The following is a 26,740-nucleotide window of genomic DNA, read 5'->3' on the forward strand; positions in this document are numbered from 1 at the left end:
GTACTGCAGCCACGGTCAGCCCGCCTTTCTGAGAGTGCCGGACGACGGACCGCCCTCGACCGGCATGATCGTCATGTCGGCCTGGACGCGGGAGCGCCGGCCGTCCTCGAACCGCACCTCGGTGTCGAGCCGCGCGGTGGCGGCATCGCCGTAGAGCGCGTCGATGAGCTGGCCGTAGCGCTCGTAGACCACGCCGCGGCGGACCTTGCGGGTGCGGGTCAGCTCGCCGTCATCGGCATCCAGTTCCTTGTAGAGCAGCAGGAAGCGGCGGATCCGCTGATGCTCCGGCAGGCCGGCATTGACGTGCTCCACCTCGCCCCGGATCAGCTCGTAGACCCGCTCGTCGGCCGACAGGCCGGTATAGGAGGTGAAGCCGACCCGGTTCTTCTCGGCCCATTTGGACACGGTGGAGAACCGCACGCAGATGATCGCGGTCAGGTACGGATGGCCCGACCCCAGGATCACCGCCTCGCCCACATAGGGGGAGAACTTCAGCTTGTTCTCGATGTATTGCGGCGAGAACTTCACCCCGGTGGAGGTCTCGGCCATGTCCTTGACCCGGTCGATCACCGTGAGCCGGCCCTTGGCGTCGAAATAGCCGGCGTCGCCGGTATGCATCCAGCCGTCGCGCAGGTCGGCGGCGGTGGCTTCGGAGTTCTTGTAGTAGCCGGTGAACATGTTCGGGTGCCGCGTGACGATCTCGCCCACACCCTCGGGATCCGGGTTCTCGATCTTCACCTCGCAGCCCTCGAAGGGGATGCCCACGGTGTCGACGTCGAGCTCCTTGCCGTCCTGCAGGGTATAGGCGCCGAGCGTCTCGGTCTGGCCGTAGAGCTGCTTCAGCGGGATGCCCATGGCGAGGAACAGCTTGAACGTCTCCGGCCCCATCGCCGCCCCGCCGGTCGCCGCCGAGGTCACGTTGGCGAAGCCGAGCCGGTCGCGCAGGGCGCCCATGACCATCATGTCGGCCAGGGTGGAGCGCCGGCCGTGCTCGACCGCGTCGACGGCGATCTTCAGTCCCTTGTCGAACAGCCACTGGTTCAGGGAGGAGGCGTCCATCATGCGGGCCCGCATGTCGGCGGCGATCTGCTCCAGCACCCGGGGGGCCAGCAGCAGGAAGGTCGGGCCGATCTCCCGCAGGTCGGCGAAGCTGGTCTCCTCGCTCTCCGGGAAGTTCACCTTCATCCGCGAGACCAGGCCGAAGCCAAAGACATAGACCTGCTCCATGATCCAGGGCAGCGGCAGCACCGAGACGTATTCGTCGTGCGGGCCCTTGGGATCGGCGGCGAGATAGGTGTGGATGTGCCGCACGAAACGGCCGTGGGGCAGCATCGCCAGCTTCGGGTTGGAGGTGGTGCCCGACGTGGTGCACAGGATCGCCACGTCCTCCGCCTTGGTCGCGGCGACCATGGCGTCGAAGGCTCCCGGCGCCTTTTGGTCGGCCGCGGCCCCGGCGGCGATCAGGGTGTTGAGATGGATGAGACGGGGGTCGGAGCGTTTGCGCATGCCGCGGTCGTCTGCATAGACGATGTGCTTCAGGGTCGGCAGCCGGTCGCCCAGCGCCAGGGCCTTGTCGACCTGCTCCTGGTCCTCGGCATAGACCAGCGCCACCTCGGCATACTCGGCCAGGTAGCCGACCTCCTCCTCCAGCGCGTCGCGGTAGATGCCCATGGTCATGGCACCGGCCGCATGGGCGGCGATCTCGAACGCCGTCCAGTCGCTGTCGTTGTCGCCGATCATCGCCACCACGTCGCCGCGGGTGACGCCCAGGTCCCGGATCGCCAGCGCGATGTGCTTCACCTTGGCGCCGTACTCCGCCCAGGTGGACTCGTGCCAGATGCCCAGATCCTTCTCGCGCACGGCAATGTCGGACCCGTGGTGGTCGACATTGTACTGCAGCAGCTTGGGAAGCGTGTCGTAGACCGCCGGATCGGGGTATGCCATCAGCCCTTCGTCCTCCACGTCGCGCGCAGGGACTATCGGCCTGTCACTCCGCCTGCACGACTCCCTCATCGGCAGCCGCAAGCGGACGCGTTCCCGGTTCCATCCCTGACCTTGCCCCGCCCTTTGGTCCTCCGCTTTGCGCGGATGGTCGGATCGGTGGCTTTATTTTTTTGGCCCGCCGAAGCAGGGTCGTGATTTGGATACGCGAATTCCTGTTTCCCCGCAAGACACAAGCCATTGCCAAATCCGCACTAGACAACCCTTGCTGCGCTGCAGCAACGACGGCACCTCCAGGAATGGTAAGCATGAGCCAAGCAACTCTCGTCCGCCTCGACGGACCCGGACCGGAAATTGTGTTTCTGCACGAAGGACTGGGTGCGGCGACCATGTGGCGGGGGTTTCCCGAGGCCCTGTGCGAGGCCCTGGGACGCGGCGGCATCGTGCCCGACCGGCGGGGTCACGGCACCGCCCCGCCCTTCGACGATCCGGTGCGCGGCGGCCACCGGCTCGACTATCACGAGCGCGAGGCCGAGGCGCTGATCGAGCTGCTGGAGCGCGAGCGGATCGACCGGCCGCTCCTGTTCGGCCATTCCGACGGCGGGACCATCGCCCTGTTCGCCGCCGCCCTGGCGCCGGACCGGATCGCCGGCTGCGTCACCGAGGCGGCCCATGTCTTCGTGGAGGCGATCACGCTGGCCGGCATCCGCGACGCGGTCGCCGCCTACGAGGCGTCGGACAGTCGGCTGAAAGCGGCCCTTCTGCGCCACCACGGCCCCGAGCGGGCGGAGAAGGTGTTCTACCGCTGGGCCGATGCCTGGCTGTCGCCGCCCTTCGCCGCCTGGAACATGGAGCACCGTCTGCCGGAGGTGCGCTGCCCGGTCCTGGCGATCCAGGGGCTGGACGACGAATACGGCACCCCGGCCCAGGTCCATGCCATCGTCGACCAGGTCTCCGGTCCCGCCGAACCGCTGCTGATCGAGAACAGCGGCCATGCCCCGCATCTCGACAGCCGGGACGTGGTGATCGCGGCCGTGCAAAGCTTCGCCGCGTCCCTCTGAGCGGAAAAGTTTTTCGCGCCGCGGCGGGATAAGCTCGGAGGGGGGCGGCGTATATCCATCGTTAGCCCCGGGAGAAGGCCGCGATGGTCACCAGTTCCGAGATCCTCGACCACGTCCATCAGCTTCGACGCTACGCGCGCCTGCTCTGCGGCAGCCCGGTGGATGCGGACGACCTGGTGCAGTCGACCCTGGAAAAGGCGGTGCGCCACGCCGGCCGGTTCGTGGACGGACGGAACCTGCGGGTCTGGCTGTTCTCCATCATGCACAACACTTTCCGCTCGACGATCCGCGAAAGCCGGTCGCGCCTCTACCGCGAGACCTTCTGGTCCGAAGCCGCCGCCGACTCCGTCGCGGGCACCCAGGAGGCGAGCGTCGAACTGAACCGGGTTCTCGCCGCCATGGCGAAGCTTCCGCCGCAGCAGCGCGAGGTGCTGCTGCTGGTCTCGGTGGAAGGCTTCAGCACCGACGAGATCGCCCTGGCCATGGATATTCCGGTCGGCACCGTCCGCTCGCGCCTGGCGCGCGGCCGCGAGGCGCTGCGCCGGCTGCTGGAAGACGACGATTCATCTGTCACCCCCTTCACGGTGGTTGGAGGACGCGATGTCCACTAGGAACGGCAACGATACGACCGGCGGCGGCCCAAACGGCGGCGGCACGAAGAACGCCGGCCCGATCGAGGATTGGGAGATCGGCGCCTTTGTCGATGACGAGCTGTCGGCCCAGCGGCGCCGCGAGATCGCCGCGGCGGCCGAGACCTCGCCGGAGCTGGCCCGAAAGATCGAGGCCTATACCCGCCACAAGACCCTGCTGTCGGGGCTGGCCAATCAGCGGGTCGACGACGAGATCCCCGATGCCATGCGCGCCGCGGCGACCCGGCTCAGCCGGGCGACCACGGTGCACGGCTGGATGCGGCAGGGCCGCCGGTTCATGGTCGCCCAGGCCCGCATCGCCGCCGTCCTGGTGGTCGGCGCGGTGGTCGGCTGGACGGCCCAGGAGATCCTGGGCCCGCGCCCGGGCAACGCCACCGACGGGCCACTCGCCTTCATCGACGAGGCGACCGAGGCGCATCGCACCCTAGCCCTGGCCCCGATGTTCGCCACCGATGTCGGCGAAGTCGATTTCGCCCGGCTGTCGGAGATGTTCTCCGAAGGCATCAACCCGGCCGGGCTGAAGGCCAACGGCCTGGTCCTGTCCAAGGTCGACCTGGCCTCGACCGACCAGGGGCCGGCGGTCCAGTTCCTGTTCTTCGACCGGGAAGCCCGGCCGGTCTCGCTGCTGATCTCGGTCAACAGCGCCAGCCTGACCTCGGTCGGCGTACCGGACGGGGAGACCGTGGTCACCACCTACAACGACTTCGCCGTCGCCTTCGGACGGCGCGACTCCGTCGCCTTCGTCGTCACCGCCGCCCTGCCCGAGCGGCGGGTCGGCGAGATCGCCCGCCAGCTCGTCGCTTCTGCCGGATTCTGATCCCCATGCTCCACTATCCGCATCCGACCTTCCGCCCCGGCGACTTCCTGCCGACCTTCGTCGCGGACACGCCGGTCAATCCGCGCTTCGAGTTCGACGCCGTGGCCGGCCGCACGGTGCTGCTCTGCTTCGTCGGCAGCGGCACCAAGGGCAAGGCCGCCGCCGCGGTGCACGCCGTGCGCGCGATCGAGAAGTCCCTGCACGCCGCCGGGATCCTGGTCTATCTGGTGACCGGCCATCCCGAGGAGCGCCAGGGCACCGCGCTGATGTCCGACGACAAGCGGACGATGCCGTTCTTCGATCTGGACCTGAAGATCCACAACGCCTACGGCATGGTGGACAGGAGCAGTTCCTCCGGCCGCGACTACACCGTGCTGCGCAACGGCTGCTTCCTGGTCGGCCGCAACCTGCGGCTCACCGACTATATCGACTTCGCCCCGCTCGACACCTTCGCCCAGAGGGTGGGCGCGGCGGTGGCCAAGCTCCCGGCCCCGCTGCCCGCCGCACCGGTCGGCGGCCACGCGCCGGTGCTCTACGTGCCCGAGGTGTTCGAGCGCGAGCTCTGCCGGCAGCTCATCGACGAGTACGAGGAACATGGCGGCGGTCCGAGCGGCGTTATGCGCGACGTGAACGGCGTGACCACCGGCTTCCTGGACAATTCGGTCAAGCGCCGCCGGGACGCCCCGATCCGCAACCCGGACACCCTGGCCCGGGTGCGCCGCAACCTGGTCAGGCGCCTCACCGGCGAGATCAAGAAGGTCTACAATTTCGACGCCACCCACATCGAGCGCTTCATGGTCGGCTGCTACGACAGCGGCGACAGCGGGTTCTTCAGCGCCCATCGCGACAATGGCGGATCGGGCACCGCCCATCGCCGCTTCGCGGTGTCGATCAACCTGAACGCCGAGGAGTTCGAGGGCGGCGAGCTGTGGTTCCCGGAATACGGTCCGCATCTCTACAAGCCGGCAACCGGCGGGGCGGTGGTGTTCTCCTGCTCGATGCTGCACGAGGCGCGCAAGGTCACCGCCGGGCGCCGCTACGCCTTCCTGCCGTTCCTGTTCGACGCCAAGGCGGCGGCGATCCGCGACGCCAACCGCGGCCTGCTGAGCAAGGACGCGCCGATCGTGGTCGAATCCACGGCGGCCTGAAGCCTGAGACCATGACCGTGCTCACCCTGTCCCTGGATGCCGATCAGATAGAGCGGCAGATCGGGGATCTCCGGGTCATCCTGAGGCTGCCCAGACTGTCCCCCCGGTCCCGGGCAGACCTGGCCCAGCTTCTGACCCTCCTGATGATCCTGAGGCGGGCGGTGTCGGAAGCAGGGTGAGCCCGCAGAGGTGGGGTGGAGAGGCCCGCTCCGCCCCACCTCTTTCCTTCACGCTCAGGACTCCACCGCCGGCAGCCGGATGAGGAAGCGGGCACCCAGGGTCCGACCGTCCGGGCTCTTGCGGTTCTCGGCCCGCACGGTGCCGTCATGCGCCTCGATGATCTGGCGCGAGATCGACAGGCCCAGGCCCGAATGGGTGCCGAACTTCTCGCCCTCCGGCCGTTCGGAGTAGAACCGGTCGAACACCGCCTCCAGCTTGCCTTCCGGCAGACCCGGCCCGTCATCCTCGATCACGATCACAACCTCGCCGTTCTCGCGGTGCGCCCGCAGCCGCACCGAGCCGTCGGGCGGCGAGAAGCTGATCGCGTTCTCGATCAGGTTCCGCAGCACCTGGACCAGCCGGCCCTCGTGCCCGTTGACGAACAGCTTTTCCGGATCGGTCAGCTCGGCGCGGACCGGCGGGCCGCCGCGATCCTCGCGGGCAGCGCCATAGACCTCCGCCAGCGTGCCCAGCAGCCCGCCGACATTGACCCGCTCCTCCTCCTCGCGGCTGATCTCGGCGGCGATGCGGGAGGCCGAGGAGATGTCGGTGATCAGCCGGTTCAGCCGCTCGACGTCGTCGACGATCACCGCCAGCAGACGCCGCTGGCGCTCCGGGTCGTCGATCCGCGCGGCGGTCTCCACCGCGCTGCGCAGGGAGGTGAGCGGATTCTTGATCTCGTGGGCCACGTCGGCGGCGAAGCCCTCGATCGCGTCGAGCCGGCGCCACAGTTCTTCGGTCATCGAGCGGATCGAGCGCGACAGGTCGCCGATCTCGTCCTTGCGGCTGCCGAAATCAGGTATCTGGATCCGCCGGTGCCGGCTGTTGCGCACGAGGACCGCGGCATGGGCGAGACGCTGGATCGGCCGGGTGATGGTGCCGGCCAGGTACAGCGACAGCAGGATCGTCACCAGCAGGGTGAAGGCGAAGATCGACAGGATCTCGAACCGCACCTCGCGCACGGCGGTGTCGATCTCGTCGCCGTCCAGCGACAGCATCAACGCGCCCAGCACCTGCTTGTAGCGTTGCACCGGCACGGCGGTGGACAGGATCAGCCCACCCTGCTCGGTCTTGCGCACTGCCCGCTCGGTGGTGCCGGCCAGGGCCGCGGTGACCTCCTTCAGCACGCTGCCGTCGGCGGGCATCTCGCGCCAGACGGGGAGCTGGCCGCGGCGCGGCAGCCAGTTGACCATGGCGTTGTAGAGGTCGATGGCGAGCCGGGCCAGCGGCTCCCCCTCCCGGGGCGGCGGCAGCGGCACGATGCGCACGGTGCCGGCCGGCCCGGCGAGGCGGCGGCTGTCCGCCAGCATCAGACCGGTGGGGTGATAGACCCGGATGCGCGACGAGGTGACGACCGACAGGCGGCGCACGATGCGCTGGACGCGGACCGGGTCGAGCCCTTCGTCCTGGATCACGTTCGGCTCTATGCCGAGTTCGCCGATCGCCCGGGCGATCACCTCCGCCTGGCGGGTCAGCGCGTCCAGCTCGCCCCGGATCAGGGCGTTCTGGTAGCGGTCGAGATACAGCACGCCGACGAAGAGTATGGCGATCGACACCAGGTTGATCGCCAGGATGCGGGCAGTCAGGCCCGAGACCGACGGCCAGCGCAGAGCGAAGACCTTGCGCCGCCGGGGGGCCGTCCTGCGGAGGCGCGACTCGCTGCCCTGATCGCCCGCCGTCTGCTGGTGATCGCTCGGATCGGCCCGCAGATCGTCTCGGTCCGTTGCCGCCATCAGATCCCCTCAGTCCCCGTCGTGCCCATCCGGCCCCGGATCACTCCCGGTACCGGTAGCCGACGCCGTAGAGGGTCTCGATCTTGGAGAACTGGTCGTCGGCCGACTTGAACTTCTTGCGGATCCGCTTGATGTGACTGTCGATCGTGCGGTCGTCCACATAGATGTTGTCGCCATAGGCCGCATCCATGAGCTGGTCGCGGCTCTTCACATGGCCCGGCCGCACCGCCAGCGCGCGGAGGATGAGGAACTCGGTCACCGTCAGCGGCACCGGCTTGCCGGCCCAGGAGCAGATGTGCCGCGCCCCGTCCAGCACCAGCTCGCCGCGCACCAGGGGCGCCTCGGACTGCGGGTTGAACTCGTCCTGGGCCAGGTCCTGGCGCCGCAGCAGCGCGCGGATGCGCTCTATCAGCAGCCGCTGGGAGAACGGCTTGCGGATGTAGTCGTCCGCCCCCATCCGCAGGCCCAGCACCTCATCCACCTCGTCGTCCTTGGAGGTCAGGAAGATCACCGGCAGGGTCGACGACTTGCGCAGCCGCTGCAGCAGCTCCATGCCGTCGAGCCGGGGCATCTTGATGTCCAGCACCGCCAGGTCGACCGGCCGCTGGTTCAGCCCGCGCAGGGCCTCCTCGCCGTCCTTGTAGGTGCGCACCTGGAAGCCTTCCGACTCCAGGGCCATGGAAACCGATGTCAGGATGTTCTGGTCGTCGTCGACCAGCGCGATGGTGTTCGTCATGATCCGCCCCTTTCCCGCAACACGTCGTTGCCAGAGTTCGGGTTTGTCCCCCCATTCCGGCAAGGGCTTGGCCGCAATGGGGCGAAGAATGCGGGCGGCGCCCCGAATGCGCCGCATTTCGATCGCCGCCCGTCCCGGTGTATAGCATGGGAATGACCGATCCAGACGCCAAGTCTTCCGCCCCTTCCCCGGCCAAATCCGTGCGCGACCTGCTGCGATCCTGCGACCGGGCGGTGCTGGCCACCCTGCAGCGCGCGGACTCCGACGCACCGGCCGGCTGGCCCTATGCCTCGCTGGTGATGATGGCGGTGGACCAGGACGCCTCCCCCATTCTGCTGATCTCCACCCTGGCCGATCACACCCGCAACCTGCTGGCCGATCCGCGCGCCAGCCTGCTGGTCGACGGGACCGCCGGGTTGGACGAGCCGCTGACCGGCGCGCGGGCGACGGTGATGGGGCGGCTGGAGAAGACCGACGACCCGCGCCACCGCGCGCGCTACCTCGCCCGACATCCGTCGGCGCAGATGTATGCCGGGTTCGGCGATTTCGCGGTCTGGCGTATGGCGGTGGAGCGCGCCCATATCGTCGCCGGGTTCGGCCGCATCCACTGGGTCGAGGGCGGCGCGGTCCTCGGCGACCCGGCGCCCGCCATGTCCGAGCGGGAGGGCGACGTGGTCGGGCATATGAACGAGGACCATGCCGACGCCATCGCCTTGTACGCCCAGGTCCTGCTGGGCCTGGACGGCGAGGGCTGGGCGATGACCGGGGTGGATGCGGAAGGGGCGGACCTGCGCCTCGGCGGACGCACCGCCCGCCTGCCCTTCGACAAGCCGGTGGCCGATGCCGAAGGGGCCCGGGTGGAACTTGTCAGATTGGTTAAGAGAGCCCGGAGTATCGCGTCGAGCGGGGCCTGAAAATCGCGGATATCCGCGATTTCTTGAATCGGGAGACGTTAAGGCTTATATTGTCAGGCGGAGACAGACATGCTTCAGCCCGTTCTGACATCGACGCCGACAAACGCGCTGCCCAATGCGGGGCTGGTCGTACCGCGTCCTGTTCAACAGGAACGCGCCTCGACGGCGACCCGCAATCTGACCTCCAATCCGGTGCGGCAGAATTCCGAAGCCGACGAGGTCGGCGCCGACAACGAGCAGGATCGCGAGCAGCGGATCGAGGGCAGCCGAGCGGCTTTCGCCTTCAGCCGGGGCAGCGGCCGCGGGGAAGTCATCGACATCTTCGTCTGACCGGATGCGGTGATCGGCATGACCGGCGGCCATGGGCCGCTTTTTTTGTGCCTGACCGCCCGACAATTCGCCGTGTCCCAGTTGCGGCCACGGCGCCGGGTCGCCACACTCCCTCCATGTCCGAGACACCCCCCACCGGCCTTCAGGGTCCCGTCACCCGCCGCGTCCCCCACGGCGACAATCGCGAGCGGCTGGTCTGCGACGATTGCGGGTTCATCAACTACGTCAATCCGAAGATCGTCGTCGGCTCGGTGGTGACCCTGGGCGACAAGTTCCTGCTCTGCCGCCGGGCCATCGACCCGCGCGACGGCTATTGGACGATCCCGGCCGGCTTCATGGAGGAGCGCGAGACCACCGTGGAAGGGGCGATGCGCGAGGCCTGGGAAGAGGCCTATGCGAAGATCGAGATCGACGCTCTGCTCGGCATCTACAACATCCCGCGCATCAGCCAGGTGCAGATGATCTACCGCGCCCGGCTGCTCGACCCGGACGTGAAGGCGGGGGAGGAGACGCGGGAGGTGGGCCTGTTCACCTGGGACGAGATCCCCTGGGACGACCTGGCCTTCCCCAGCGTGCACTGGGCCCTCGACCACTGGCGCCGCACCCAGGGGCAGACGGATTTCGCCGCCTTCCCCGAGCCGGTGCAGGGGCTGTAGGGGGATATCCTGCGCACCCCACACCGTCGTCCTGACGCACGTCAGGACCAAGCCGCCAGCCTGTCCGCAGCGCCGGTTCCAGATCCTGACTTTCGTCAGGATGACGGGATTGGGTAGGGGTATGTGAGGAGCTGCTCACCCGCAGCTCGGACAGCCCGGCCGCTTGCGGTACCGGATCTCCTGCACCGACATGTCGAGCGCGTCCCACAGCATTAGCCGGCCGCGCATCGGCTCGCCCAGGCCGAGGATCAGCTTCAGGGTCTCGGTCGCCTGCAGGGTCCCGATCACCCCGGCGACCGCGCCGAGGATGCCCGCCTCCTCGCAGCGCGGGGTGAGCGCCGGGTCCGGCGTCTCCGGGAACAGGCAGCGGTAACAGGGCGCGTCGGCCTCCGGCATCACCGTGGTGAGCTGCCCCTCAAAGCGCGACAGGGCGCCCGCGACCAGCGGCACGCCCGCCGCCCGGCACGCGTCGTTCAGGGCGTAGCGCGTGGCGAAATTGTCGGAGCCGTCGACCACCACATCGGCGCCGGATACGACCCGGCCGGCATTCTCCGGCGTCAGCCGCTCGGCCACCTTCTCCACCGCGATCCCCGGATTGACCCGCGCGAGGGTCTCGGCGGCCGAGTCCACCTTGGGCCGGCCGACCGCGTCGGTCATGTGCACCACCTGGCGCTGCAGGTTCGTCAGGTCGACGTCGTCATCGTCCACCAGCACCAGGGTCCCGACGCCGGCCGCCGCCAGATACAGGGACACGGGCGCCCCAAGACCGCCGGCGCCGATCACCACGACCCGGGCGTCCAGCAGCCGCGCCTGCCCCTCCTCCCCGACCTCGTCGAGGATCAGGTGGCGGGCGTATCGGTGGAATTCGGCTTCGCTCAGCTCGCGCATGGGAAATATGTAGCCCAACCGCCCCACCCCGCGCCACACTCCAGGGCCTGCATCCGCGCAGGAGCGGAATAACCTCGCATTTTATCCAGTCTTCCAGAGACCGTTCCGTCCGCCGCCTTTACGATCACCCTCAAACCCTGGCCACCAGCGCCCTTGCCCACGCCCTGTCGGCGCGCTTTGATCCTCGAAAAGGGAGGAACCATGCTCGAGCCCGCCGCCAGTTACGAGGAGGCGTGTGCCCGCTTCCGATGGCGGGTGCCGGAGCGCTACAACATCGGCGTCGACATCTGCGACCGCCATGCGGAGTCGGGTGCCGGGACCGCGCTGATCTACGTCCAGCAAGACGGCAAGGTCCGCGAGGTCTCCTTCACCGAGCTGAAGCGCGCGTCGAACCGGCTGGCCAACGTGTTCACCGGCGCCGGGCTGGTCCGCGGCGACCGGGTGGCGATCCTGCTGCCCCAGCGGCCGGAGACCGCCATCGCCCATATCGCCGCGCACAAGGCCGGGATGGTCTCCGTCCCGCTCTTCACCCTGTTCGGCGAGGACGCGCTGCAGTACCGCCTGTCGGACAGCGGGGCCGCCGCCCTGATCACCGATCGCGACAGCCTGCCCAAGATCGCCGCGATCCGCGACCGGCTCCCGGACCTCAAGCTGGTGCTGGTCGCCGACGAGAGCCGCGACGGCTCGGACTGGGAGGCCTTCGCCCCGGCACTGGCCGCCGCCTCCGACCGCTTCGCGCCGGTCGACACCCTGGCCGACGATCCCGCCATCATCATCTACACCTCGGGCACCACCGGCCCGCCCAAGGGCGCGCTGCACGCCCACCGGGTGCTTCTCGGCCACCTGCCCGGCGTCGAGTTCCCCCAGGAGTTCTTCCCCAAGCCGGGCGACCGGTTCTGGACGCCGGCCGACTGGGCCTGGATCGGCGGGCTGATCGACGTGCTGCTGCCGTCCCTGCATCACGGCATTCCGGTCGTCGCCCACCGCTTCGCCAAGTTCGAGCCGGAGGCGGCCTTCGACTTCATTGCCCGGCACGGGGTGCGCAACGCCTTCCTGCCGCCGACCGCCATGAAGATGATGCGCCAGGTGCCCGACGCGCGCTGCCCGACCATGCGCTCCATCGGCTCCGGCGGCGAGAGCCTCGGCGCCGAGCTGCTGGACTGGGGCCGGCGCACCTTCGGTTTCACCATCAACGAGTTCTACGGCCAGACCGAGTGCAACCTGGTGGTCGGCAACTGCGCCTCGGTCATGGAGGTGCGCCCCGGCTCGATGGGCAAGCCGATCCCCGGCCACGAGGTCGCCATCATCGACGGCGACGGCAATTTCATGCCCCCGGGCGAGCCGGGCGCCATCGCCGTGCGGCGGGGCGATCCGGTGATGTTCCTGAAATACTGGAACAAGCCGGAGGCGACGGCGGAGAAGTACGTCGGCGACTGGATGCTGACCGGCGATCTCGGCCGCGTCGACGCGGACGGCTACCTGCATTACGTCGGCCGCGACGACGACGTGATCACCTCGGCCGGCTATCGTATCGGTCCGGGCGAGATCGAGGACTGCCTGATGACCCACCCGGCGGTGGCCCTGGCCGCCGCCATCGGCGTGCCGGACCCGCTGCGCACCCAGGCGGTGAAGGCCTGCATCGTGCTGGCCGAGGGTCACGCGCCGAGCGACGACCTGAAACGGGCGATCCAGAGCCATGTGAAGACCCGGCTCGCCGCCCACGAATATCCGCGGATCGTCGAGTTCGTCGACGCCCTGCCCATGACGACAACCGGCAAGATCATGCGCCGCGTGCTGCGCGAGCGTCATGCCGACACCGAGGGAGACCGGACGTGAGCCTGCACATCGACTACTACATCTCGACCTCCAGCCCCTGGAGCTATCTCGGCTCCGGCCGCTTCCTGGAGATCGTCAAGCAGACCGGCGCCACCGTCGGGGTGCACGCGGTCGATTTCGGCGCGGTCTTCGCCGTCTCCGGCGGCCTGCCGCTGCCGAAGCGCGCCCCCCAGCGCCAAGCCTATCGCTGGATGGAGATGAAGCGCTGGCGCGACAAGCTCGGCATCCCCCTGGTGCTGGAGCCCAAGGCCTTCCCGATCACCACGCCGATCTCCTCCCTCGCCATCATCGCCGCGCGGGAGACCGGCGCCGACGCGCTCGCGCTGAGCGACGCGCTGCTGACCGCCCTGTGGCGCGACGACCGCAACACCGGCGACACCGATGTGGTGAAGGCCGTCGCCGACGAGACCGGCCTGGACGGGGCGGCCATCGTGGACGCCGCGCCGCGCTACAGCGACCAGCTCACCGCCGACACCCAGAAGGCGATCGATGCGGGCGTGTTCGGCGCGCCGAGCTACGTGCTGCCGGACGGCGAGATCTTCTGGGGCCAGGACCGCATCGACCTGCTGCGCTGGCGACTCGGACTCTGACGCCGATGCCCGCGACCCCCAGCCTCGCCCTCATCACCGACGAGGTGAGCCAGAACCTGGACGAGGTCCTGGCCTTCACCGCCGAGCACGGCATCACCCGGGTCGATATCCGCGCCGTGGACGACCGCAACGTCATCCTGTTCGACAATGCCGAGTTGGGGGCTCTGGCGGAACGGCTGTCCGATGCGGGGCTGACGGTGGGGTGCTACTGCTCGCCCCTGCTGAAATGGACGAAGCCGGGCATGCCGGTGCCGGAGGGCACCAACTTCCACGGCTTCGATCCCGACGCCATGAGCCACGAGACCGCCATGGTCCACGCCTTCGAGGTGGCCCACGTGCTGGGGGCGGGGCAGATCCGGATCTTCTCCTATCTGGCCTATCCCGGCTTCACCCCGGCGGATCTGGACGACGATCTGGAGATCCTGCTGGACCTGGCCGAGGCGCACGGGGTGGACCTGGTGCTGGAGAACGAGCATGTCTGCAACGTCGCCACCCTGGCCGGCATCATCGCCGTCGCCGACCACCACCCGCATCCGCGCCTGAAGGCGGCGATCGACCTCGCCAACCAGATCTCCGCCGGCCACCCGCCGCCGAGCGAGAACGAACTCGTCCATGCGGCCCGTCTCGGCGGCACCGTGCATGTGAAGGACCTCGGGCCGGACAAGGTCTATGTTCCGGTCGGCCAGGGCGTCATCGACCATGCCGGCAGCCTGGCGACCATCCTGAACGCGGCCCCTGGCGGTGAGCTGCCGATCGTCATCGAGACCCACATGCCCCATGACGGTCCGGCCGCGACCGCCGCGTCGCTCAAGGCGCTGCGGGCGATGCTCGCCGAGATCTGCGCCGAGGCCTGAGAGGTCGCGGCACTTGATCCGGGAACCGGGACGGGGTTGAGTCGTCCCCGGTAGGGGCCCGCCACGTTCGGAGAACGACCATGACGACACCTGCGTCCACCCTCATCCGCGCCGCCGCATTGCTGCTGCTGAGCGGCGGCGTCCTGGCGGCCTGCGGGTCCGACCGCGAGGAACTGGCCAAGCTCGCCCCCTATGGTGCCGAGCCGCGGGAGAGCTGCGGCGAGACCTCGCGCGGTGTGTCGCTGGAGGATCTCGACGGCGACGTGGAGGAGTGGAGCATCGAGGAGGCCCGCGAGGAGCTCGGCCCGCCGCAGCTTCTGATGGTCGAAGGCGCGATCCGCCGGGCCGGGTGGTACGACATCGTGCTGGGCCAGCAGACCTGCGGCACCCTGCTGGAGATCCTGGAACGCGGCGACCAGCGCATCGTGACGGTCCGCGACCTGAAATCCCACGAGATCTGGGGCGTGCTGGACGGCAAGTTCCCGCAATAGGCGGAGGCCGCGCGCTCCGTGACCACCCTCCCCGTCATCCCGGACTTGATCCGGGATCAAGCCGCCGGCGTCGGTCAAAGGTTGTGCTCTTGGTCAGGCGGTGGAGGCTTGGTCCTGACTTTCGTCAGGACGACGGGAGGCGTTGAAGCGTAAACAATCCCAACGACGTCATCCCGGCGCGCTCCGGACTTGATCCGGAGAGCGGCCGGGACCCAGCACAGCCAGCCGCCGCATCCAGGTCCCGGCGACCCCCGGGTCATGCCCGGGGGTCGCCGGGATGACGGGCGAGGAATCGATGGGATGACGGCCGTCGGCACACACCCTCGACATAAGCGCGCTTCGGCGTTAGAACCCCGCGCTTTCCCGCGCTCTTGCCGTTGAGGTGCCGCCCATGCGCACGCACACCGCCGAACGCTCGGCCCTGCTCGCCGCCATGGTGGCGATCGGCCTCGTGGTCCTGGTCTCCAACATCGCCGTCGGCTATCCGATCAACGACTGGCTGACCTGGGGCGCGTTCACCTATCCGGTCGCCTTCCTGGTCACCGACCTGTCGAACCGGATCCTCGGCGCCGCCGCCGCCCGGCGCGTGGTCTATGCCGGGTTCGCCGTCGGCGTGCTGCTGTCGCTGTACTTCGCCGATCCGCGCATCGCCGCGGCCAGCGGCGGCGCCTTCCTGGTCGCCCAGCTCCTGGACGTGTGGATCTTCAACAAGCTGCGCCAGGGCACCTGGTGGCGGGCGCCGCTGGTGTCCTCGCTGGTCGCCTCGGCGGTCGATACCGCGATTTTCTTCTCCGCCGCCTTCGCCATGACCGGCCTGCCCTGGGTCACCTGGGCGATGGGCGACTACGCCGCGAAGCTGGCCATGGCCGCGATCCTGCTGGTGCCGTTCCGGGTGCTGGTCGGCCTGCTGCCCGCCGAGTGGCGCGAGGCCCCGTCCCAGACGGCCTGAGGATGCGCGTCGACCTGTTCGACTACACCCTGCCGGAGGAGCGGATCGCCCGCTTCCCGGCCCGGCCGCGGGAATCCGCCCGGCTGCTCGACCTGACCGGCGGCGGGATGGCGGACCGTGTGGTGCGCGACCTGCCCGACCTGCTGCGCCCGGGCGACCTGCTGCTGTCGAACGACACCCGCGTCATCCCCGCCCGCCTGAAGGGCCGGCGCGGCGAGGCAGGGGTGGAGGTCACCCTGCACAAGCGCGACGGCGATGCGGTCTGGCGCGCCTTCGCCCGGCCGGCGAAGAAGCTGCGCCCCGGCGACCGCATCGTCTTCGCCGACGACCTCTCCGCCGACGTCACCGGCAAGGGCGAGGCCGGCGAGGTCACCCTGACCTTCTCCTGCGGCGGGCCGGCGCTGATGGCGGCGCTGGAAGCCCACGGCACCATGCCGCTTCCGCCCTATATCAAGCGCGCCGCCGGCGAGGGATCGGAAGACCGAAGCGACTACCAGACCGTCTTCGCCGCCCGCGACGGCGCCGTCGCCGCACCCACCGCCGGGCTGCACTTCACCCCGGCGCTGCTGGAAGCGGTCGAGGCCAGGGGCGTGAAGCGGGCGCTGGTCACCCTGCATGTGGGCGCCGGCACCTTCCTGCCGGTGAAGGCGGAGGATACCGACGATCACGTCATGCATACCGAATGGGGCGAGATCTCGCCGCAGACCGCTCAAGCGATCGCCGAGACCCGCGCGGCCGGCGGCCGGATCGTCGCCACCGGAACCACGACCCTGCGGGTGCTGGAGGCGGCGGCGCGGGAGGACGGCACGGTCCCGGCCTGGTCCGGCGACACCGACCTGTTCATCACCCCCGGCTACCGGTTCAAGGCGGTGGACGTGCTGCTGACCAATTTCCATCTGCCGAAATCGACCCTGCTGATGCTGGTCAGCGCCTTCGCCGGGCGGGAGCGGATCCTGAGCGCGTACGAGCACGCGATCGCCCAGGGCTACCGCTTCTTCTCCTACGGGGATGCCTGCCTGCTGGAAAGGACCGCGCCATGAGTATCGGCTTCGAGACCTGGGCCAGGGACGGCGCCGCCCGGCGCGGCCGGCTGACCCTCGCCCACGGCACCATCGAAACCCCCGCCTTCATGCCGGTCGGCACGGCCGCGACGGTGAAGGCGATGCGGCCGGAATCCGTCGCCGAGACCGGGGCGGAGATCCTGCTGGGCAACACTTACCATCTAATGCTGCGCCCCACCGCCGAGCGCATCGCCGAGCTGGGCGGGCTGCACAGGTTCATGAACTGGGACAAGCCGATCCTGACCGACAGCGGCGGCTTCCAGGTGATGTCGCTGGCCGGGCGGCGCAAGCTCGACAAGGACGGGGTCACGTTCCAGAGCCATATCGACGGCAGCAGGCACCGGCTGACCCCGGAGCGGTCCATCGAGATCCAGCACCTGCTCGGCTCCGACGTCACCATGGCCTTCGACGAGTGCACCCCGCATCCGGCGACGCACCAGCAGGCCGCGGAGTCGATGCGCCTGTCGATGCAGTGGGCGCAGCGCTCGAAGGACGCGTTCACCGACCGGCCGGGGCACACCCTGTTCGGCATCGTCCAGGGCAGCGTCTATGACGACCTGCGGCGGGAATCCGTGGAGGCGCTGACCGGGATTGGCTTCGAGGGCTATGCCGTCGGCGGGCTCGCGGTCGGCGAGGGGCAGGAGGAGATGTTCCGGGTGCTGGAGGCGACCGTCCCGCACCTGCCGGACGACGCCCCGCGCTACCTGATGGGGGTCGGCAAGCCGGGGGACCTGGTCGGGGCGGTGATGCGCGGCATCGACATGTTCGACTGCGTGCTGCCGAGCCGCTCCGGGCGCACCGGTCAGGCACAGACCCGGCGCGGGCCGGTCAACCTGCGCAACGCCCGCCACGCCGCCGATCCGCGGCCGCTTGACGCCGACTGCGCCTGTCCGGCCTGCACCGGCTACAGCCGGGCCTATCTGCATCACCTGCAGAAGGCCGACGAGATCCTGGGGCCCATGCTGCTGACCTGGCACAACCTGCACTACTATCAGGAACTGATGGCCGGCCTGCGCGGCGCGGTGGAGACGGGGACCCTGGCCGATTTCGCCGCCGCCTTCGCCGAGCAGCAGGCGGCGGGGGATATCGCCGCACTTTGACGCCCGGCCCCGTTCTCCTCCATCGTCATCCCGGTTCGTCCCCGGGCCCGACCCGGGGCGAGACCGGGACCTCGGTGGAAGGGGTGGAGGCTTGGTCCTGACTTGCGTCAGGACGACGGGAAGGGTTTCGAGCCCCACGTCATCCTGATGCAAATCAGGATCAAGCCGCCGACGTCGGACCATCGTCGAGGCCCCAGCCTCGCCCCGGGATCAATCCCGGACTAAATCCGGGACGGGGACGAACCGGGATGACGAGATAAGTTCAAGAGCGGCAATGACCCACACCCCCTCCCTCACCGACCGAATCAAGGCCGAGGCCCGGGCGGCCGGGTTCGATGCGGTCGGCATCGCCCGGGCGGAGGTGGGCGCGCGGGAACAGGCGCGGCTGGACGCCTTCGTCGCGGAGGGACAGTACGGCGAGATGGGCTGGATGGCCGACACCCACGAGCGGCGGCGCGACCCGAAGACCCTCTGGCCCGAGGCGCGCAGCGTCATCGTCTGCGCCATGAATTATGGCCCGGAGCACGATCCGATGGCCGACCTGCAGCACAGCGACCGCGGCGTGATCGCCGCCTACGCCCGCAACCGCGACTACCACGACCTGGTGAAGAAGCGGCTCAAGCGGGTCGCCCGCTGGATGCATGCGGAACTGGACTGCCAGGTGAAGGTCTTCGTCGATACCGCCCCGGTCATGGAGAAGCCCCTGGCCGCACGCGCCGGGGTCGGCTGGCAGGGCAAGCACTCCAACCTGGTCAGCCGGGAACACGGCTCCTGGCTGTTCCTGGGCGAGATCTTCACCACCCTGGAACTGCCGACCGACGCGGCCGAGACCGACCATTGCGGCTCCTGCCGGCGCTGCCTCGACATCTGCCCGACCGATGCCTTTCCGACGGCCTACACCCTGGATGCGCGGCGCTGCCTCAGCTACCTGACCATCGAGCACAAGGGACCGATCCCCCACGAGTTCCGCGCGCCCATGGGGAACCGGATCTACGGCTGCGACGACTGCCTGGCCGTCTGTCCGTGGAACAAGTTCGCCGAGACCGCTCGCGAGGCCGCCTTCATCGCCCGCGACGACCTGACTCTGCCGAAGCTGAGCGAGCTCGCCGGTCTGGACGACGCGGCGTTCCGCGCCCGGTTCTCGGGCTCGCCGATCAAGCGGACGGGACGCGACCGGTTTACCCGCAACGTCCTGATCGCGCTGGGAAATTCGGGAGACGCCGAGGCCCTGTCGGCGGTGACGCCGCTGCTGGACGACGCGAGCCCGCTGGTCCGGGGGGCCGCGGTCTGGGCCTATCTGCGGCTGGGGGGAGAGCCGGGCGACCGGCCGGCGCGCGAGTCCGACCCGGAGGTCCGGGCGGAATGGACCGGCGGATCTCGGTCACAGAAAATTATTTAAAATCCTTATCGCTTTCAAAACATTTTGGCATAAATCAAAGGGTCGATACCATCGAGGGGCCGCTTCCCATGCTCAAGCGATCGCCGAGAACCCATGATGGCGTGTGGGTTCGACCCCTGGAGGACCCGACCCTCCTGACCGACCAGCACCAGCGGGCGGTCTTCGAATACTGGCTCGCCCTGCGGGCCGACACGGACCTGCCGGGACCGGAGCATATCGACCCGGTCGCCCTGCCCCGGGGAAGCCTGCCGGTCATCCTGGTGAAGGAATGCGAAGCCGACACCGGCCGCTACCGCACCCGCCTCGCCGGCACCGCGTTCCGCGACGCGTCCGGCTTTGACGGCACCCATCTCTATACCGACGACATCAAGGGGAGTGCCGGCACCCTGGAGCGTTTCGGCTGGGCGGTCGCCAACCGGAAGCCTTACTGGTATCAGGGGTCGATGGCCTTCGGCACGAAGGACTACAAGCAGTTCAGCGTGCTGGTGCTGCCTTTCGCGGAGACGGGTCAGCCGGTGTGCCGGCTGGTCTGCGTCTTCGACTTCGCCCCTGACCCGCAAGCGAGACGATGAGCGACCAGACGATCTACAGCGGCCTGAACCAACTCGGCGGCGCCACCGCCCTGCCCGCGTCGCCGGAGGAGGCGGTGCTGGAGCGGGTGGAGAACCCCCATCGCGGCACCGACTACGTGGTGCGCTTCACCCAGCCCGAGTTCACCTCGCTCTGCCCGGTCACCGGCCAGCCGGATTTCGCCTTTCTCATCATCGACTACGTCCCCACCGATTGGCTGGTGGAGAGCAAGTCGCTGAAACTCTATCTCGGCTCCTTCCGCAACCACGGCGCCTTCCACGAGGGCTGCACCCTCGACATCGCCAAGCGGCTGGAAGACCTGCTCGGCCCGAAATGGCTGCGCATCGGCGGCTACTGGTATCCGCGCGGCGGCATGCCGATCGACGTGTTCTACCAGACCGGCGAGCCGCCGAAGGGCCTGTGGATCCCGAGCCAGGACGTGCCGGTCTATCGCGGCCGGCCCTGAGAACCGCGTCCATCGGGCCGCTGACATCAACACACATGAAGAGAAGTATAGGTGCCGGTGGAATATTTCACTGGCATCGACCTCGCAATTGTCGAAGTATCCGGCGTCGCCGTGACTTCAGGTGGGGGCCTGATGAGCGAGGATCGATCTCAATTTGAAGAAGCGCCGGATATCTGGATCCGGCCGTTCAGCGATATTGAGATTCTGACCGATCAGAACCAGAAATTGCTTTTCAAATACTGGCGGAATGCCCATTCGGGCGAAGATCTGCCGGCGCCGGAACACATCGATGCCCTGGCCTTTCCGACCCCCGCCCTGCCGTTCCTGGTGCTGGAGGAGTTCGAACGGGACACGGGCCGGTTCCGCACGCGCCTGACCGGCACCGCCTATCGCGATGCGGTCGGATACGAAGGCGCCGACCGCCGCACCGACGAGACGCCGGGCGCGGAGAGGGCGACCGAGCGGCTGAACTGGATCGTGCAGGGACGCCAGCCCTACTGGTACCGTGGCCCCCTGACCTTCTCCCATCGGCCGTGGACGCCGTTCAGCGTCCTCAGCCTTCCCTTCGGCCGCGCCGGCGAGCCGGTGTCGCGGGTTCTCTGCGTCTTCGACTTCCAGCCCGGCTGACGGTCGCATGACGGAGCCTGGACCCTGGGCCGGACTGCGGCCACCATGGCCGGACCGAACCGCTGGGTATCCGAAGATGTCCGAACCACCGGCCGCCGTCATCCTCGCCGACAGCGTGACCAAGCCGACCGAGGCCTGGATCGGCGCGGTGCTAGTCTCCGCCTCCCATGGCGGGGTCTACGCCGCCTACTGCGCCGCCAAGGCCGGCGTGCGCGCGATGATCCTGAACGACGCGGGACGGGGAAAGGACGACGCGGGGATCGGCGGGGCCGCCTGGTGCGACGCGCTCGGCCTCGCCTATGCGGCGATCGACACGATGTCGGCGCGGATCGGCAATGCCGAGGACATGGCGGCGCGCGGCGTGATCTCCACCGCCAACAACGTGGCGCGGTCCGTCGGCGTCGTCCCGGGCCAGCCCGTCATGGAGGCGGCCCAGCGCCTCACCCTGGCGCCGACGGTGACGGCGAAGATCCCGGTCTATGAGGAGGCCCGGACCGAGCTGCCACCGGGTCCGAGCGGACGGCATATCGTGCTGGCGGATTCGGCCTCGCTGATCGGCCCGCAGGATGTCGGCCAAGTGATCGTCTGCGGCAGCCATGGCGGCATGCTCGGCACCGATCCGAAGACGGCGCTGAAGGTCGATGGCTATGCCGCCTTCTACAACGACGCCGGCGGCGGGACCGAGGGCGCCGGCTTCACCCGCCTGCCCGCGCTCGACGACCGGGGCATCGCCGCCGGGACGGTCGCGGCGATGAGCGCGCGGATCGGCGACGGCCGCTCGACCTACGAGGAGGGCGTGCTGAGCCGGGTGAACGAGACGGCGAAGCGGCTCGGCGGGGCCGAGGGCATGGCGCTGAAGGACTTCGCCCGGCGGCTGATCGCCTGAGACCGGCGCCGGTCGGCATAAGCCTGTATGGCGCGGCCATGGAAATATGTGTCGGCCGGGCCTAAGAAACCCCCTTGGCAGCACCCCACCATACGCGGTGAGATCTGCGCCCGCGCGACCGCCGGTCCGCGGGATCACCCGCCGCACCGCGATACAGACCACCGACGGAGAGAACGATGCCGTTATATGGCAAGGGCATGCTGGTAACCTTCACCGAGGTCGCCGGCGAGCACGAGGAAGAGTTCAACGAGTGGTACAACCGCGAGCATGTGGACGAGCGGGTGTTCATGCCCGGCTTCAAGCGGGCGCGCCGCTACCTGGCGGCCGACGACCGCGCCAAGGTGAAGTATTTCGCGACCTATGAGACCGACACGGTGCGCGACCTCTGCGCGCCGGAATACATGAAGCTGCTGGGCGACCAGTCGCCCTGGTCGAAGAAGGTGATGGCGCTGTTCACCCATTTCGACCGGCTGACCGTGGAATGCACGGTCGACCTGACCCACGGCTTCACCGGAGCCGCCGGCCTCGCCCGCTTCTATCCCGCCGACGCCCAGAAGGCCGACCTGCGCAAGGCCCTGGCCGAGCAGATCCTGCCGGAGGTGATCAAGCGTCCCGGCGTGCTCGGCGCCTGCGTGCTGGAGAACGACCTGGAGGTTGTGGCCGAGGGCCTCAAGGCCCAGGGCAAGCCGGTACCGACCGACATGAAGCAGGAGTGGCTGGTGATCCTCGACACCGACACGCCGGCGACGGCGACCCTGGCGCTGGAGGCGGCGTTCGGCAACGACGTGCTGCTGCCCTACGACCTGCCGACCTCGGCGGTGGAGGCCTCGTCCTACTACATGACTTTCGGCAATCAGCGCTGACGGAGTTCGCATGTCCTGGTTTATCGGTGTCGACGTCGGCGGCACCTTCACCGACTTCTACGCGGTCGACCGCGACAGCGCCCAGGTCGTCGTGCACAAGACGCCCTCGACCCCGCACAATCCGGCCGAGGCGATCCTGGACGGACTCGACGCGCTGTCCAAGGCGAACGGCATCCCGGCCGAGGCGATCACCCGACTGGCCCATGGCACGACGGTCGCCACCAACGCGCTGATCCAGCGCCGGGGAGCACCACTGGCGGTGATCACCACGGAGGGTTTCCGCGACCTGCTGGAGATCGGCCGGCAGATCCGCCCGAAGATGTACGACCTGAAGGCCGACGCGCCGCCGCCGCTGGTCCCGCGCAAGCACCGCTTCGAGGTGCGCGAGCGGATGATGGCCGACGGCACGCCGCGCATCGTCCTGGAGGATGCCGCCATCGAAGCGGCCATCGACCAGGTGGAAGCGTCGGGGGCGGAAGCGGTCGCGGTCTGCCTTCTGTTCGCGTTCCTGAACCCGGAACACGAACAGAAGATCGGCAAGCGGCTGGCCGAACGGCTGCCCAACGTGGCGGTGTCGCTGTCGAGCGCGGTGCAGCCGGAATTCCGCGAGTACGAACGGTTTTCCACGGCGACGCTGAACGCCTATCTGCAGCCGCTGATCGGCCGGTATATGCGGCATCTGGGGAAGGAGCTCGAGAAGAGGGCGCCGAAGGCGCGTCTCGGCATCAACCAGTCGAGCGGCGGGCTGATGTCGGTGGAGCGGGCGGCCGATTTCCCGGTGCGCACCGCCCTGTCTGGTCCGGCGGCAGGGGCCGTAGGGGCCGCCCATGTGGCCCGTCTGGCGGGCAAGCCGAACGTGATCACCCTCGACATGGGCGGCACCAGCGCCGACGTGGCGCTGATCCGCGACTTCGAGGCGGAGATCGGTTTCGGGCGCGAGGTCGCCGGCTTCCCGGTGCGTCTGCCGATCGTCGATGTGGATACGGTCGGGGCCGGCGGCGGCTCCATCGCCTGGTTCGACCGCGACGGGCTGCTGAAGGTGGGGCCCGCCTCGGCCGGCGCGGTGCCGGGCCCGGCCTGCTACCGCCGCGGCGGCACCGAGGCCACCGTCTCCGACGCCAACCTGGTGCTCGGCCGCCTGTCGGGCAGCCTGATCGGCGGGGCGATGACCCTGGATCTCGACCTGGCGAAACAGGCGATCCAGCCGATCGCCGACCGGCTCGGCTTCTCCATCGAAAAGACGGCGGAAGGCATTCTCGGCATCGTCACCGCCAACATGGTCCGCGCCATCCGCACCGTCTCGGTGGAGCGCGGCCATGACCCGCGCCATTTCACGCTGATGCCGTTCGGCGGTGCCGGCGCCCTGCATGCGGGCGACGTCGCGCGCGCCCTGGACATGGCTGAGATCGTGGTGCCGCCGGCGCCGGGCATTCTCTGCGCCCAGGGACTGGTCGTCTCCGACCTGAAGGAGGATTTCGTCGCCACCGCCCGCCTGCCTCTCACCGAGGCGAGCCGCGCCGATATCGATGCAGCCATCGCGCCGATGGCCGAGGCCGCCCGGGCTTGGTTCGAGACGGAGGAGATCGCCCCGTCCCGCCGCCGCCTGCGGCTGGCCATCGACCTGCGCTATATCGGCCAGAACTTCGAGCTGCTGGTGCCGACGGACGAGACCGACGGGTCAGCGCCGAGCCTGCCGGACATGGAAGAGATGAAGCGCCGGTTCTTCGCCGCCCACGAGAAAACTTACGGCCATTACACGGCCGACGATCCGATCGAGACGGTGAACCTGCGCCTGACTGCCATCGGCGAGGCCGAGCGCATTCCGCCGCCGGCGGTCACCGGCGACGGCAGCAAGCACCCGGCGCCGACCGCGCACCGTCCGGTCTGGTTCGACGGCAAAGAGCACGACACGCCGGTCTACGACCGCGCGACCCTGGCGCCCGGGCAGCAGTTCAAGGGCCCGGCCATCGTCGACCAATTGGATGCCACCACCGTGGTCCATCCCGGCGACACCGTCACGGTGGATGCCGCCCTCAACCTGATCATCGAGGTGTCGCGATGAGCACTGAGATTAAGTCGCCCGGGCCTGATCCGATCACCACCGAGATCGTCTTCAACGCCCTGCAGTCGGTGGCTGACGAGAGCTTCGTCGCCCTGATGAAGAGTGCCTATTCCACCAACATCAAGGAACGGCACGACCATTCCACCGCGATCGTCGACCGCGACGGCCGGCTGGTCGTGCAGGCCTCGGGCTCGATCCCGATCCACCTGGCCTCGATGCTGGGGCTGATGAAGAAGATTCTGGCGAAATACCCGGTCTCGGAGATCCACGAGGGCGACGTGTTCTGCGCCAACGACCCCCACGTGGGCGGCGGCACGCACCTGCCGGATGTGAACCTAGCCATGCCCGTGTTCTCCGGCGGCCGGCTCGTCGGCTTCGTGTGCAACATCGCTCACCACGCCGATGTGGGCGGCATGTCCCCCGGCTCCATGGCCGGCGGCATGACGTCGATCTACCAGGAAGGGCTGCGCATCCCGGTCATCAAGCTGTTCCGCAAGGGTGAGCTGGACCGGGATCTGTTCGACCTGATCCTGCTGAACGTGCGCGTCGTGGAGGAGCGGCGGGGCGACTACAACGCCCAGTTCGCCGCCCTGCGCCTGGCGCATCGCCGGCTGCTGGAGATCGTCGAGCGCAACGGGCGGGAGACGGTCGAGGCGGTGTTCGACGGCATCATCAGCCGCACCCATGCCCGCATGAAGGAAAGCATCGCCGCCATTCCGGACGGCATCTACAAATTCGAAGACTTCATGGACAATGACGGGGCGGGGATCGACGACGTGAAGATCGCCGTGACCATCACCATCAAGGGCGATGACGCGGTCTTCGACTTCACCGGCACCGACCCCCAGGTTCCGGGCAACGTGAACATCCCGCTGAACGGAACGCTGGCGGCGGTGTGCTACGTGCTGAAGGCGATGCTGGATCCGGAGATCCCGAACAACCACGGCGTGATCGACGCGGTGACGGTGACGGCCCCGTCCGGCACGGTGGTGAGCTGCGTGGAGCCGGCGTCGGTCGCCTCGCGGGCGCATACCTCGCAGCGCATCGTCGACGTGGTGATCGGCGCCCTGGCGGACGCCCTGCCGGACAAGGCGGTGGGGGCCGCAAACGGCGCCAATTCCATGGCGATCTTCGCCGGAACCGACCCGCGCTCGGGCCGACCCTATGTCTATCTGGAAACTCTCGGGGGAGGGTTCGGTGGCCGGAACGACCGCGATGGGAAGGACGGGGTGCAGGTCCACATCACCAACACCTCCAACCTACCGGTGGAAGCGATCGAGATGGAGTATCCGCTGCTGGTGGAGGCCTACGGCCTGATCGAGGATTCCGGGGGAGCCGGCACCTGGCGCGGCGGGCTTGGGCTGAAGCGCGTGGTCACACCGGTCGGCCATGACTGCGTCTTCACCGGGATCGGCGAGCGCTTCCGCCATCAGCCCTGGGGCGTGTTCGGCGGCAAGCCGGGCCGCTCGGGACACTTCTCGGTGCGTACAAAGGAAGGCGCGCTCAAGGACATGCCGACCAAGTTCGGCGACGCCCCGCTGCGCCAGGGCGACAGCGCCATCGTCGAGACCCCGGGGTCCGGCGGCTACGGTGCGCCGGACAAGCGGCCGGCCGAGACGCTCGCGGAGGACTGGGATTCCGGCAAGTTCTCGGCTGCCTTCATGCGCGAACACTACGGCTGGGAGGCCCCGCCGAGCGAGTGAGCGATGCGGCTGATGACCGCGTCGCGCACCGCGACGACGATGTCGAACACCGGCGCGAGGACGGCCCCGATCACGGCCGCAACCTCCGCCGGCATCGGCGTCTGCGGATAGGCGGCGTTCCACGTCCAGGCGACCAGGACGCCCGAGCCGACGGCGGCGCCGGTGACGGTGCTCTTCATGGCAGTGACCT

27 protein-coding genes are annotated in these 26,740 nt (G+C 68.9%); 22 read left to right on the forward strand and 5 right to left on the reverse strand.

Translation table 11 applies throughout. The features are described from left to right. Positions 1–15: 15 nt before the first annotated feature. Entirely contained in the window at positions 16–1,944 is a 1,929-nt protein-coding gene (locus ACOQOP_RS14805; protein ID WP_420562575.1) for an AMP-binding protein, read from the reverse strand. Between the two features lie 305 nt (positions 1,945–2,249). On the opposite strand from ACOQOP_RS14805, the gene ACOQOP_RS14810 reads away from it, so the two are divergent. From ACOQOP_RS14810 to ACOQOP_RS14825, 4 genes are all read left to right on the forward strand, one after another. Beyond that, complete coding sequence (locus tag ACOQOP_RS14810; RefSeq protein WP_420562576.1) at positions 2,250–3,002, forward strand: alpha/beta fold hydrolase; 753 nt, start codon at positions 2,250–2,252, stop codon at positions 3,000–3,002. Positions 3,003–3,085: 83 nt separating this feature from the next. Beyond that, complete coding sequence (locus tag ACOQOP_RS14815) at positions 3,086–3,613, forward strand: RNA polymerase sigma factor (protein WP_420562577.1); 528 nt, start codon at positions 3,086–3,088, stop codon at positions 3,611–3,613. Beyond that, positions 3,603–4,469: an anti-sigma factor family protein gene (locus ACOQOP_RS14820; protein WP_420562578.1), complete on the forward strand. Its 867-nt coding sequence runs from the start codon at positions 3,603–3,605 to the stop codon at positions 4,467–4,469. The genes ACOQOP_RS14815 and ACOQOP_RS14820 overlap by 11 nt, the downstream gene beginning before the upstream one ends. A 5-nt stretch (positions 4,470–4,474) precedes the next feature. Beyond that, complete coding sequence (locus tag ACOQOP_RS14825; RefSeq protein ID WP_420562579.1) at positions 4,475–5,617, forward strand: 2OG-Fe(II) oxygenase; 1,143 nt, start codon at positions 4,475–4,477, stop codon at positions 5,615–5,617. 233 nt (positions 5,618–5,850) lie between these two features. Here ACOQOP_RS14825 and ACOQOP_RS14830 read toward each other — a convergent pair whose 3' ends face one another. Together ACOQOP_RS14830 and ACOQOP_RS14835 are read right to left on the reverse strand one after the other, a co-directional pair. After that, a complete protein-coding gene (locus ACOQOP_RS14830) occupies positions 5,851–7,569 on the reverse strand; it encodes a stimulus-sensing domain-containing protein (RefSeq protein ID WP_420562580.1) in 1,719 nt (572 codons plus the stop codon). A 40-nt stretch (positions 7,570–7,609) separates the two neighbouring features. Further along, positions 7,610–8,305, reverse strand: coding sequence for a response regulator transcription factor (locus tag ACOQOP_RS14835; protein ID WP_420562581.1), 696 nt, complete (start codon positions 8,303–8,305; stop codon positions 7,610–7,612). A 152-nt stretch (positions 8,306–8,457) separates the two neighbouring features. Between ACOQOP_RS14835 and ACOQOP_RS14840 the strand changes: the two genes are divergently transcribed. The 3 genes from ACOQOP_RS14840 (at position 8,458) to ACOQOP_RS14850 (ending at position 10,205) form a co-directional block, all read left to right on the forward strand. Further along, positions 8,458–9,219 (forward strand): HugZ family protein, encoded by a 762-nt coding sequence (locus ACOQOP_RS14840; RefSeq protein WP_420562582.1) that lies wholly within the window; start codon positions 8,458–8,460, stop codon positions 9,217–9,219. Positions 9,220–9,288: 69 nt separating this feature from the next. After that, entirely contained in the window at positions 9,289–9,549 is a 261-nt protein-coding gene (locus ACOQOP_RS14845) for a hypothetical protein (protein ID WP_420562583.1), read from the forward strand. A gap of 116 nt (positions 9,550–9,665) precedes the next feature. Beyond that, positions 9,666–10,205, forward strand: a complete 540-nt coding sequence (locus ACOQOP_RS14850; protein WP_420562584.1) for an NUDIX hydrolase — start codon at positions 9,666–9,668, stop codon at positions 10,203–10,205. A 135-nt stretch (positions 10,206–10,340) separates the two neighbouring features. Here the strand turns inward: ACOQOP_RS14850 and ACOQOP_RS14855 are convergent, their stop codons facing one another. Further along, the gene (locus ACOQOP_RS14855) at positions 10,341–11,093 is read right to left on the reverse strand and encodes a HesA/MoeB/ThiF family protein (protein ID WP_420562585.1); all 753 of its coding nucleotides are present in this window, start codon (positions 11,091–11,093) and stop codon (positions 10,341–10,343) included. Positions 11,094–11,294: 201 nt separating this feature from the next. On the opposite strand from ACOQOP_RS14855, the gene ACOQOP_RS14860 reads away from it, so the two are divergent. The 15 genes from ACOQOP_RS14860 (at position 11,295) to ACOQOP_RS14930 (ending at position 26,550) form a co-directional block, all read left to right on the forward strand. Continuing rightward, complete coding sequence (locus ACOQOP_RS14860) at positions 11,295–12,929, forward strand: acyl-CoA synthetase (protein WP_420562586.1); 1,635 nt, start codon at positions 11,295–11,297, stop codon at positions 12,927–12,929. Continuing rightward, entirely contained in the window at positions 12,926–13,519 is a 594-nt protein-coding gene (locus ACOQOP_RS14865; protein ID WP_420562587.1) for a 2-hydroxychromene-2-carboxylate isomerase, read from the forward strand. The genes ACOQOP_RS14860 and ACOQOP_RS14865 overlap by 4 nt, the downstream gene beginning before the upstream one ends. Before the next feature lie 5 nt (positions 13,520–13,524). Then, positions 13,525–14,373 (forward strand): sugar phosphate isomerase/epimerase family protein, encoded by an 849-nt coding sequence (locus tag ACOQOP_RS14870; RefSeq protein ID WP_420562588.1) that lies wholly within the window; start codon positions 13,525–13,527, stop codon positions 14,371–14,373. Positions 14,374–14,453: 80 nt separating this feature from the next. Next, positions 14,454–14,864 (forward strand): hypothetical protein, encoded by a 411-nt coding sequence (locus ACOQOP_RS14875; RefSeq protein WP_420562589.1) that lies wholly within the window; start codon positions 14,454–14,456, stop codon positions 14,862–14,864. 391 nt (positions 14,865–15,255) lie between these two features. Beyond that, positions 15,256–15,813 carry a queuosine precursor transporter gene (locus ACOQOP_RS14880; RefSeq protein WP_420562590.1) on the forward strand — a complete coding sequence of 186 codons (558 nt, stop codon included), beginning with the start codon at positions 15,256–15,258 and terminating at the stop codon, positions 15,811–15,813. Between the two features lie 2 nt (positions 15,814–15,815). Then, positions 15,816–16,853 carry a tRNA preQ1(34) S-adenosylmethionine ribosyltransferase-isomerase QueA gene (queA, locus tag ACOQOP_RS14885; RefSeq protein WP_420562591.1) on the forward strand — a complete coding sequence of 346 codons (1,038 nt, stop codon included), beginning with the start codon at positions 15,816–15,818 and terminating at the stop codon, positions 16,851–16,853. After that, on the forward strand, positions 16,850–17,974 hold the full coding sequence (gene tgt, locus ACOQOP_RS14890) for a tRNA guanosine(34) transglycosylase Tgt (RefSeq protein WP_420562592.1): 1,125 nt from the start codon (positions 16,850–16,852) through the stop codon (positions 17,972–17,974). Before queA ends, tgt begins: the two co-directional genes overlap by 4 nt. Before the next feature lie 274 nt (positions 17,975–18,248). Further along, positions 18,249–19,373: a tRNA epoxyqueuosine(34) reductase QueG gene (gene queG / locus ACOQOP_RS14895; RefSeq protein WP_420562593.1), complete on the forward strand. Its 1,125-nt coding sequence runs from the start codon at positions 18,249–18,251 to the stop codon at positions 19,371–19,373. A 101-nt stretch (positions 19,374–19,474) separates the two neighbouring features. Continuing rightward, the gene (locus ACOQOP_RS14900; RefSeq protein ID WP_420562594.1) at positions 19,475–19,945 is read left to right on the forward strand and encodes a PAS domain-containing protein; all 471 of its coding nucleotides are present in this window, start codon (positions 19,475–19,477) and stop codon (positions 19,943–19,945) included. Next, positions 19,942–20,409 carry a preQ(1) synthase gene (queF, locus tag ACOQOP_RS14905; RefSeq protein WP_420562595.1) on the forward strand — a complete coding sequence of 156 codons (468 nt, stop codon included), beginning with the start codon at positions 19,942–19,944 and terminating at the stop codon, positions 20,407–20,409. Before ACOQOP_RS14900 ends, queF begins: the two co-directional genes overlap by 4 nt. Before the next feature lie 51 nt (positions 20,410–20,460). Then, positions 20,461–21,036, forward strand: a complete 576-nt coding sequence (locus tag ACOQOP_RS14910; RefSeq protein ID WP_420562596.1) for a hypothetical protein — start codon at positions 20,461–20,463, stop codon at positions 21,034–21,036. 76 nt (positions 21,037–21,112) lie between these two features. Further along, the gene (locus ACOQOP_RS14915) at positions 21,113–21,922 is read left to right on the forward strand and encodes a hypothetical protein (protein ID WP_420562597.1); all 810 of its coding nucleotides are present in this window, start codon (positions 21,113–21,115) and stop codon (positions 21,920–21,922) included. Positions 21,923–22,098: 176 nt separating this feature from the next. Continuing rightward, positions 22,099–22,785 (forward strand): hypothetical protein, encoded by a 687-nt coding sequence (locus tag ACOQOP_RS14920; protein WP_420562598.1) that lies wholly within the window; start codon positions 22,099–22,101, stop codon positions 22,783–22,785. Between the two features lie 10 nt (positions 22,786–22,795). Beyond that, positions 22,796–24,847, forward strand: coding sequence for a hydantoinase/oxoprolinase family protein (locus ACOQOP_RS14925; protein ID WP_420562599.1), 2,052 nt, complete (start codon positions 22,796–22,798; stop codon positions 24,845–24,847). Next, entirely contained in the window at positions 24,844–26,550 is a 1,707-nt protein-coding gene (locus tag ACOQOP_RS14930) for a hydantoinase B/oxoprolinase family protein (RefSeq protein WP_420562600.1), read from the forward strand. The genes ACOQOP_RS14925 and ACOQOP_RS14930 overlap by 4 nt, the downstream gene beginning before the upstream one ends. Here the strand turns inward: ACOQOP_RS14930 and ACOQOP_RS14935 are convergent. Then, on the reverse strand, positions 26,520–26,729 hold the full coding sequence (locus ACOQOP_RS14935) for a hypothetical protein (protein ID WP_420562601.1): 210 nt from the start codon (positions 26,727–26,729) through the stop codon (positions 26,520–26,522). The two genes, ACOQOP_RS14930 and ACOQOP_RS14935, sit on opposite strands and share 31 nt — an antisense overlap. Between the last annotated feature and the right edge of the window lie 11 nt (positions 26,730–26,740).

The organism is Thalassobaculum sp., assembly GCF_965223715.1.
In the GTDB taxonomy this organism is placed as follows: domain Bacteria; phylum Pseudomonadota; class Alphaproteobacteria; order Thalassobaculales; family Thalassobaculaceae; genus Thalassobaculum.

What these genes read in the sequence shown, in the direction of transcription:
- ACOQOP_RS14880 (WP_420562590.1), top strand. Translation starts at nt 15,256, where the DNA reads ATGCGCACGCACACCGCCGAACGCTCGGCCCTGCTCGCCGCCATGGTG.
- ACOQOP_RS14925 (WP_420562599.1), top strand. Translation starts at nt 22,796, where the DNA reads ATGTCCTGGTTTATCGGTGTCGACGTCGGCGGCACCTTCACCGACTTC.
- ACOQOP_RS14870 (WP_420562588.1), top strand. Translation starts at nt 13,525, where the DNA reads ATGCCCGCGACCCCCAGCCTCGCCCTCATCACCGACGAGGTGAGCCAG.
- ACOQOP_RS14835 (WP_420562581.1), bottom strand. Translation starts at nt 8,305, where the DNA reads ATGACGAACACCATCGCGCTGGTCGACGACGACCAGAACATCCTGACA.
- ACOQOP_RS14830 (WP_420562580.1), bottom strand. Translation starts at nt 7,569, where the DNA reads ATGGCGGCAACGGACCGAGACGATCTGCGGGCCGATCCGAGCGATCAC.
- ACOQOP_RS14850 (WP_420562584.1), top strand. Translation starts at nt 9,666, where the DNA reads ATGTCCGAGACACCCCCCACCGGCCTTCAGGGTCCCGTCACCCGCCGC.
- ACOQOP_RS14915 (WP_420562597.1), top strand. Translation starts at nt 21,113, where the DNA reads ATGTCCGAACCACCGGCCGCCGTCATCCTCGCCGACAGCGTGACCAAG.
- ACOQOP_RS14810 (WP_420562576.1), top strand. Translation starts at nt 2,250, where the DNA reads ATGAGCCAAGCAACTCTCGTCCGCCTCGACGGACCCGGACCGGAAATT.
- ACOQOP_RS14875 (WP_420562589.1), top strand. Translation starts at nt 14,454, where the DNA reads ATGACGACACCTGCGTCCACCCTCATCCGCGCCGCCGCATTGCTGCTG.
- ACOQOP_RS14855 (WP_420562585.1), bottom strand. Translation starts at nt 11,093, where the DNA reads ATGCGCGAGCTGAGCGAAGCCGAATTCCACCGATACGCCCGCCACCTG.
- queG (WP_420562593.1), top strand. Translation starts at nt 18,249, where the DNA reads ATGACCCACACCCCCTCCCTCACCGACCGAATCAAGGCCGAGGCCCGG.
- ACOQOP_RS14845 (WP_420562583.1), top strand. Translation starts at nt 9,289, where the DNA reads ATGCTTCAGCCCGTTCTGACATCGACGCCGACAAACGCGCTGCCCAAT.
- tgt (WP_420562592.1), top strand. Translation starts at nt 16,850, where the DNA reads ATGAGTATCGGCTTCGAGACCTGGGCCAGGGACGGCGCCGCCCGGCGC.
- ACOQOP_RS14860 (WP_420562586.1), top strand. Translation starts at nt 11,295, where the DNA reads ATGCTCGAGCCCGCCGCCAGTTACGAGGAGGCGTGTGCCCGCTTCCGA.
- ACOQOP_RS14825 (WP_420562579.1), top strand. Translation starts at nt 4,475, where the DNA reads ATGCTCCACTATCCGCATCCGACCTTCCGCCCCGGCGACTTCCTGCCG.
- ACOQOP_RS14805 (WP_420562575.1), bottom strand. Translation starts at nt 1,944, where the DNA reads ATGGCATACCCCGATCCGGCGGTCTACGACACGCTTCCCAAGCTGCTG.
- ACOQOP_RS14815 (WP_420562577.1), top strand. Translation starts at nt 3,086, where the DNA reads ATGGTCACCAGTTCCGAGATCCTCGACCACGTCCATCAGCTTCGACGC.
- ACOQOP_RS14820 (WP_420562578.1), top strand. Translation starts at nt 3,603, where the DNA reads ATGTCCACTAGGAACGGCAACGATACGACCGGCGGCGGCCCAAACGGC.
- ACOQOP_RS14935 (WP_420562601.1), bottom strand. Translation starts at nt 26,729, where the DNA reads ATGAAGAGCACCGTCACCGGCGCCGCCGTCGGCTCGGGCGTCCTGGTC.
- ACOQOP_RS14840 (WP_420562582.1), top strand. Translation starts at nt 8,458, where the DNA reads ATGACCGATCCAGACGCCAAGTCTTCCGCCCCTTCCCCGGCCAAATCC.
- ACOQOP_RS14930 (WP_420562600.1), top strand. Translation starts at nt 24,844, where the DNA reads ATGAGCACTGAGATTAAGTCGCCCGGGCCTGATCCGATCACCACCGAG.
- queA (WP_420562591.1), top strand. Translation starts at nt 15,816, where the DNA reads ATGCGCGTCGACCTGTTCGACTACACCCTGCCGGAGGAGCGGATCGCC.
- queF (WP_420562595.1), top strand. Translation starts at nt 19,942, where the DNA reads ATGAGCGACCAGACGATCTACAGCGGCCTGAACCAACTCGGCGGCGCC.
- ACOQOP_RS14920 (WP_420562598.1), top strand. Translation starts at nt 22,099, where the DNA reads ATGCCGTTATATGGCAAGGGCATGCTGGTAACCTTCACCGAGGTCGCC.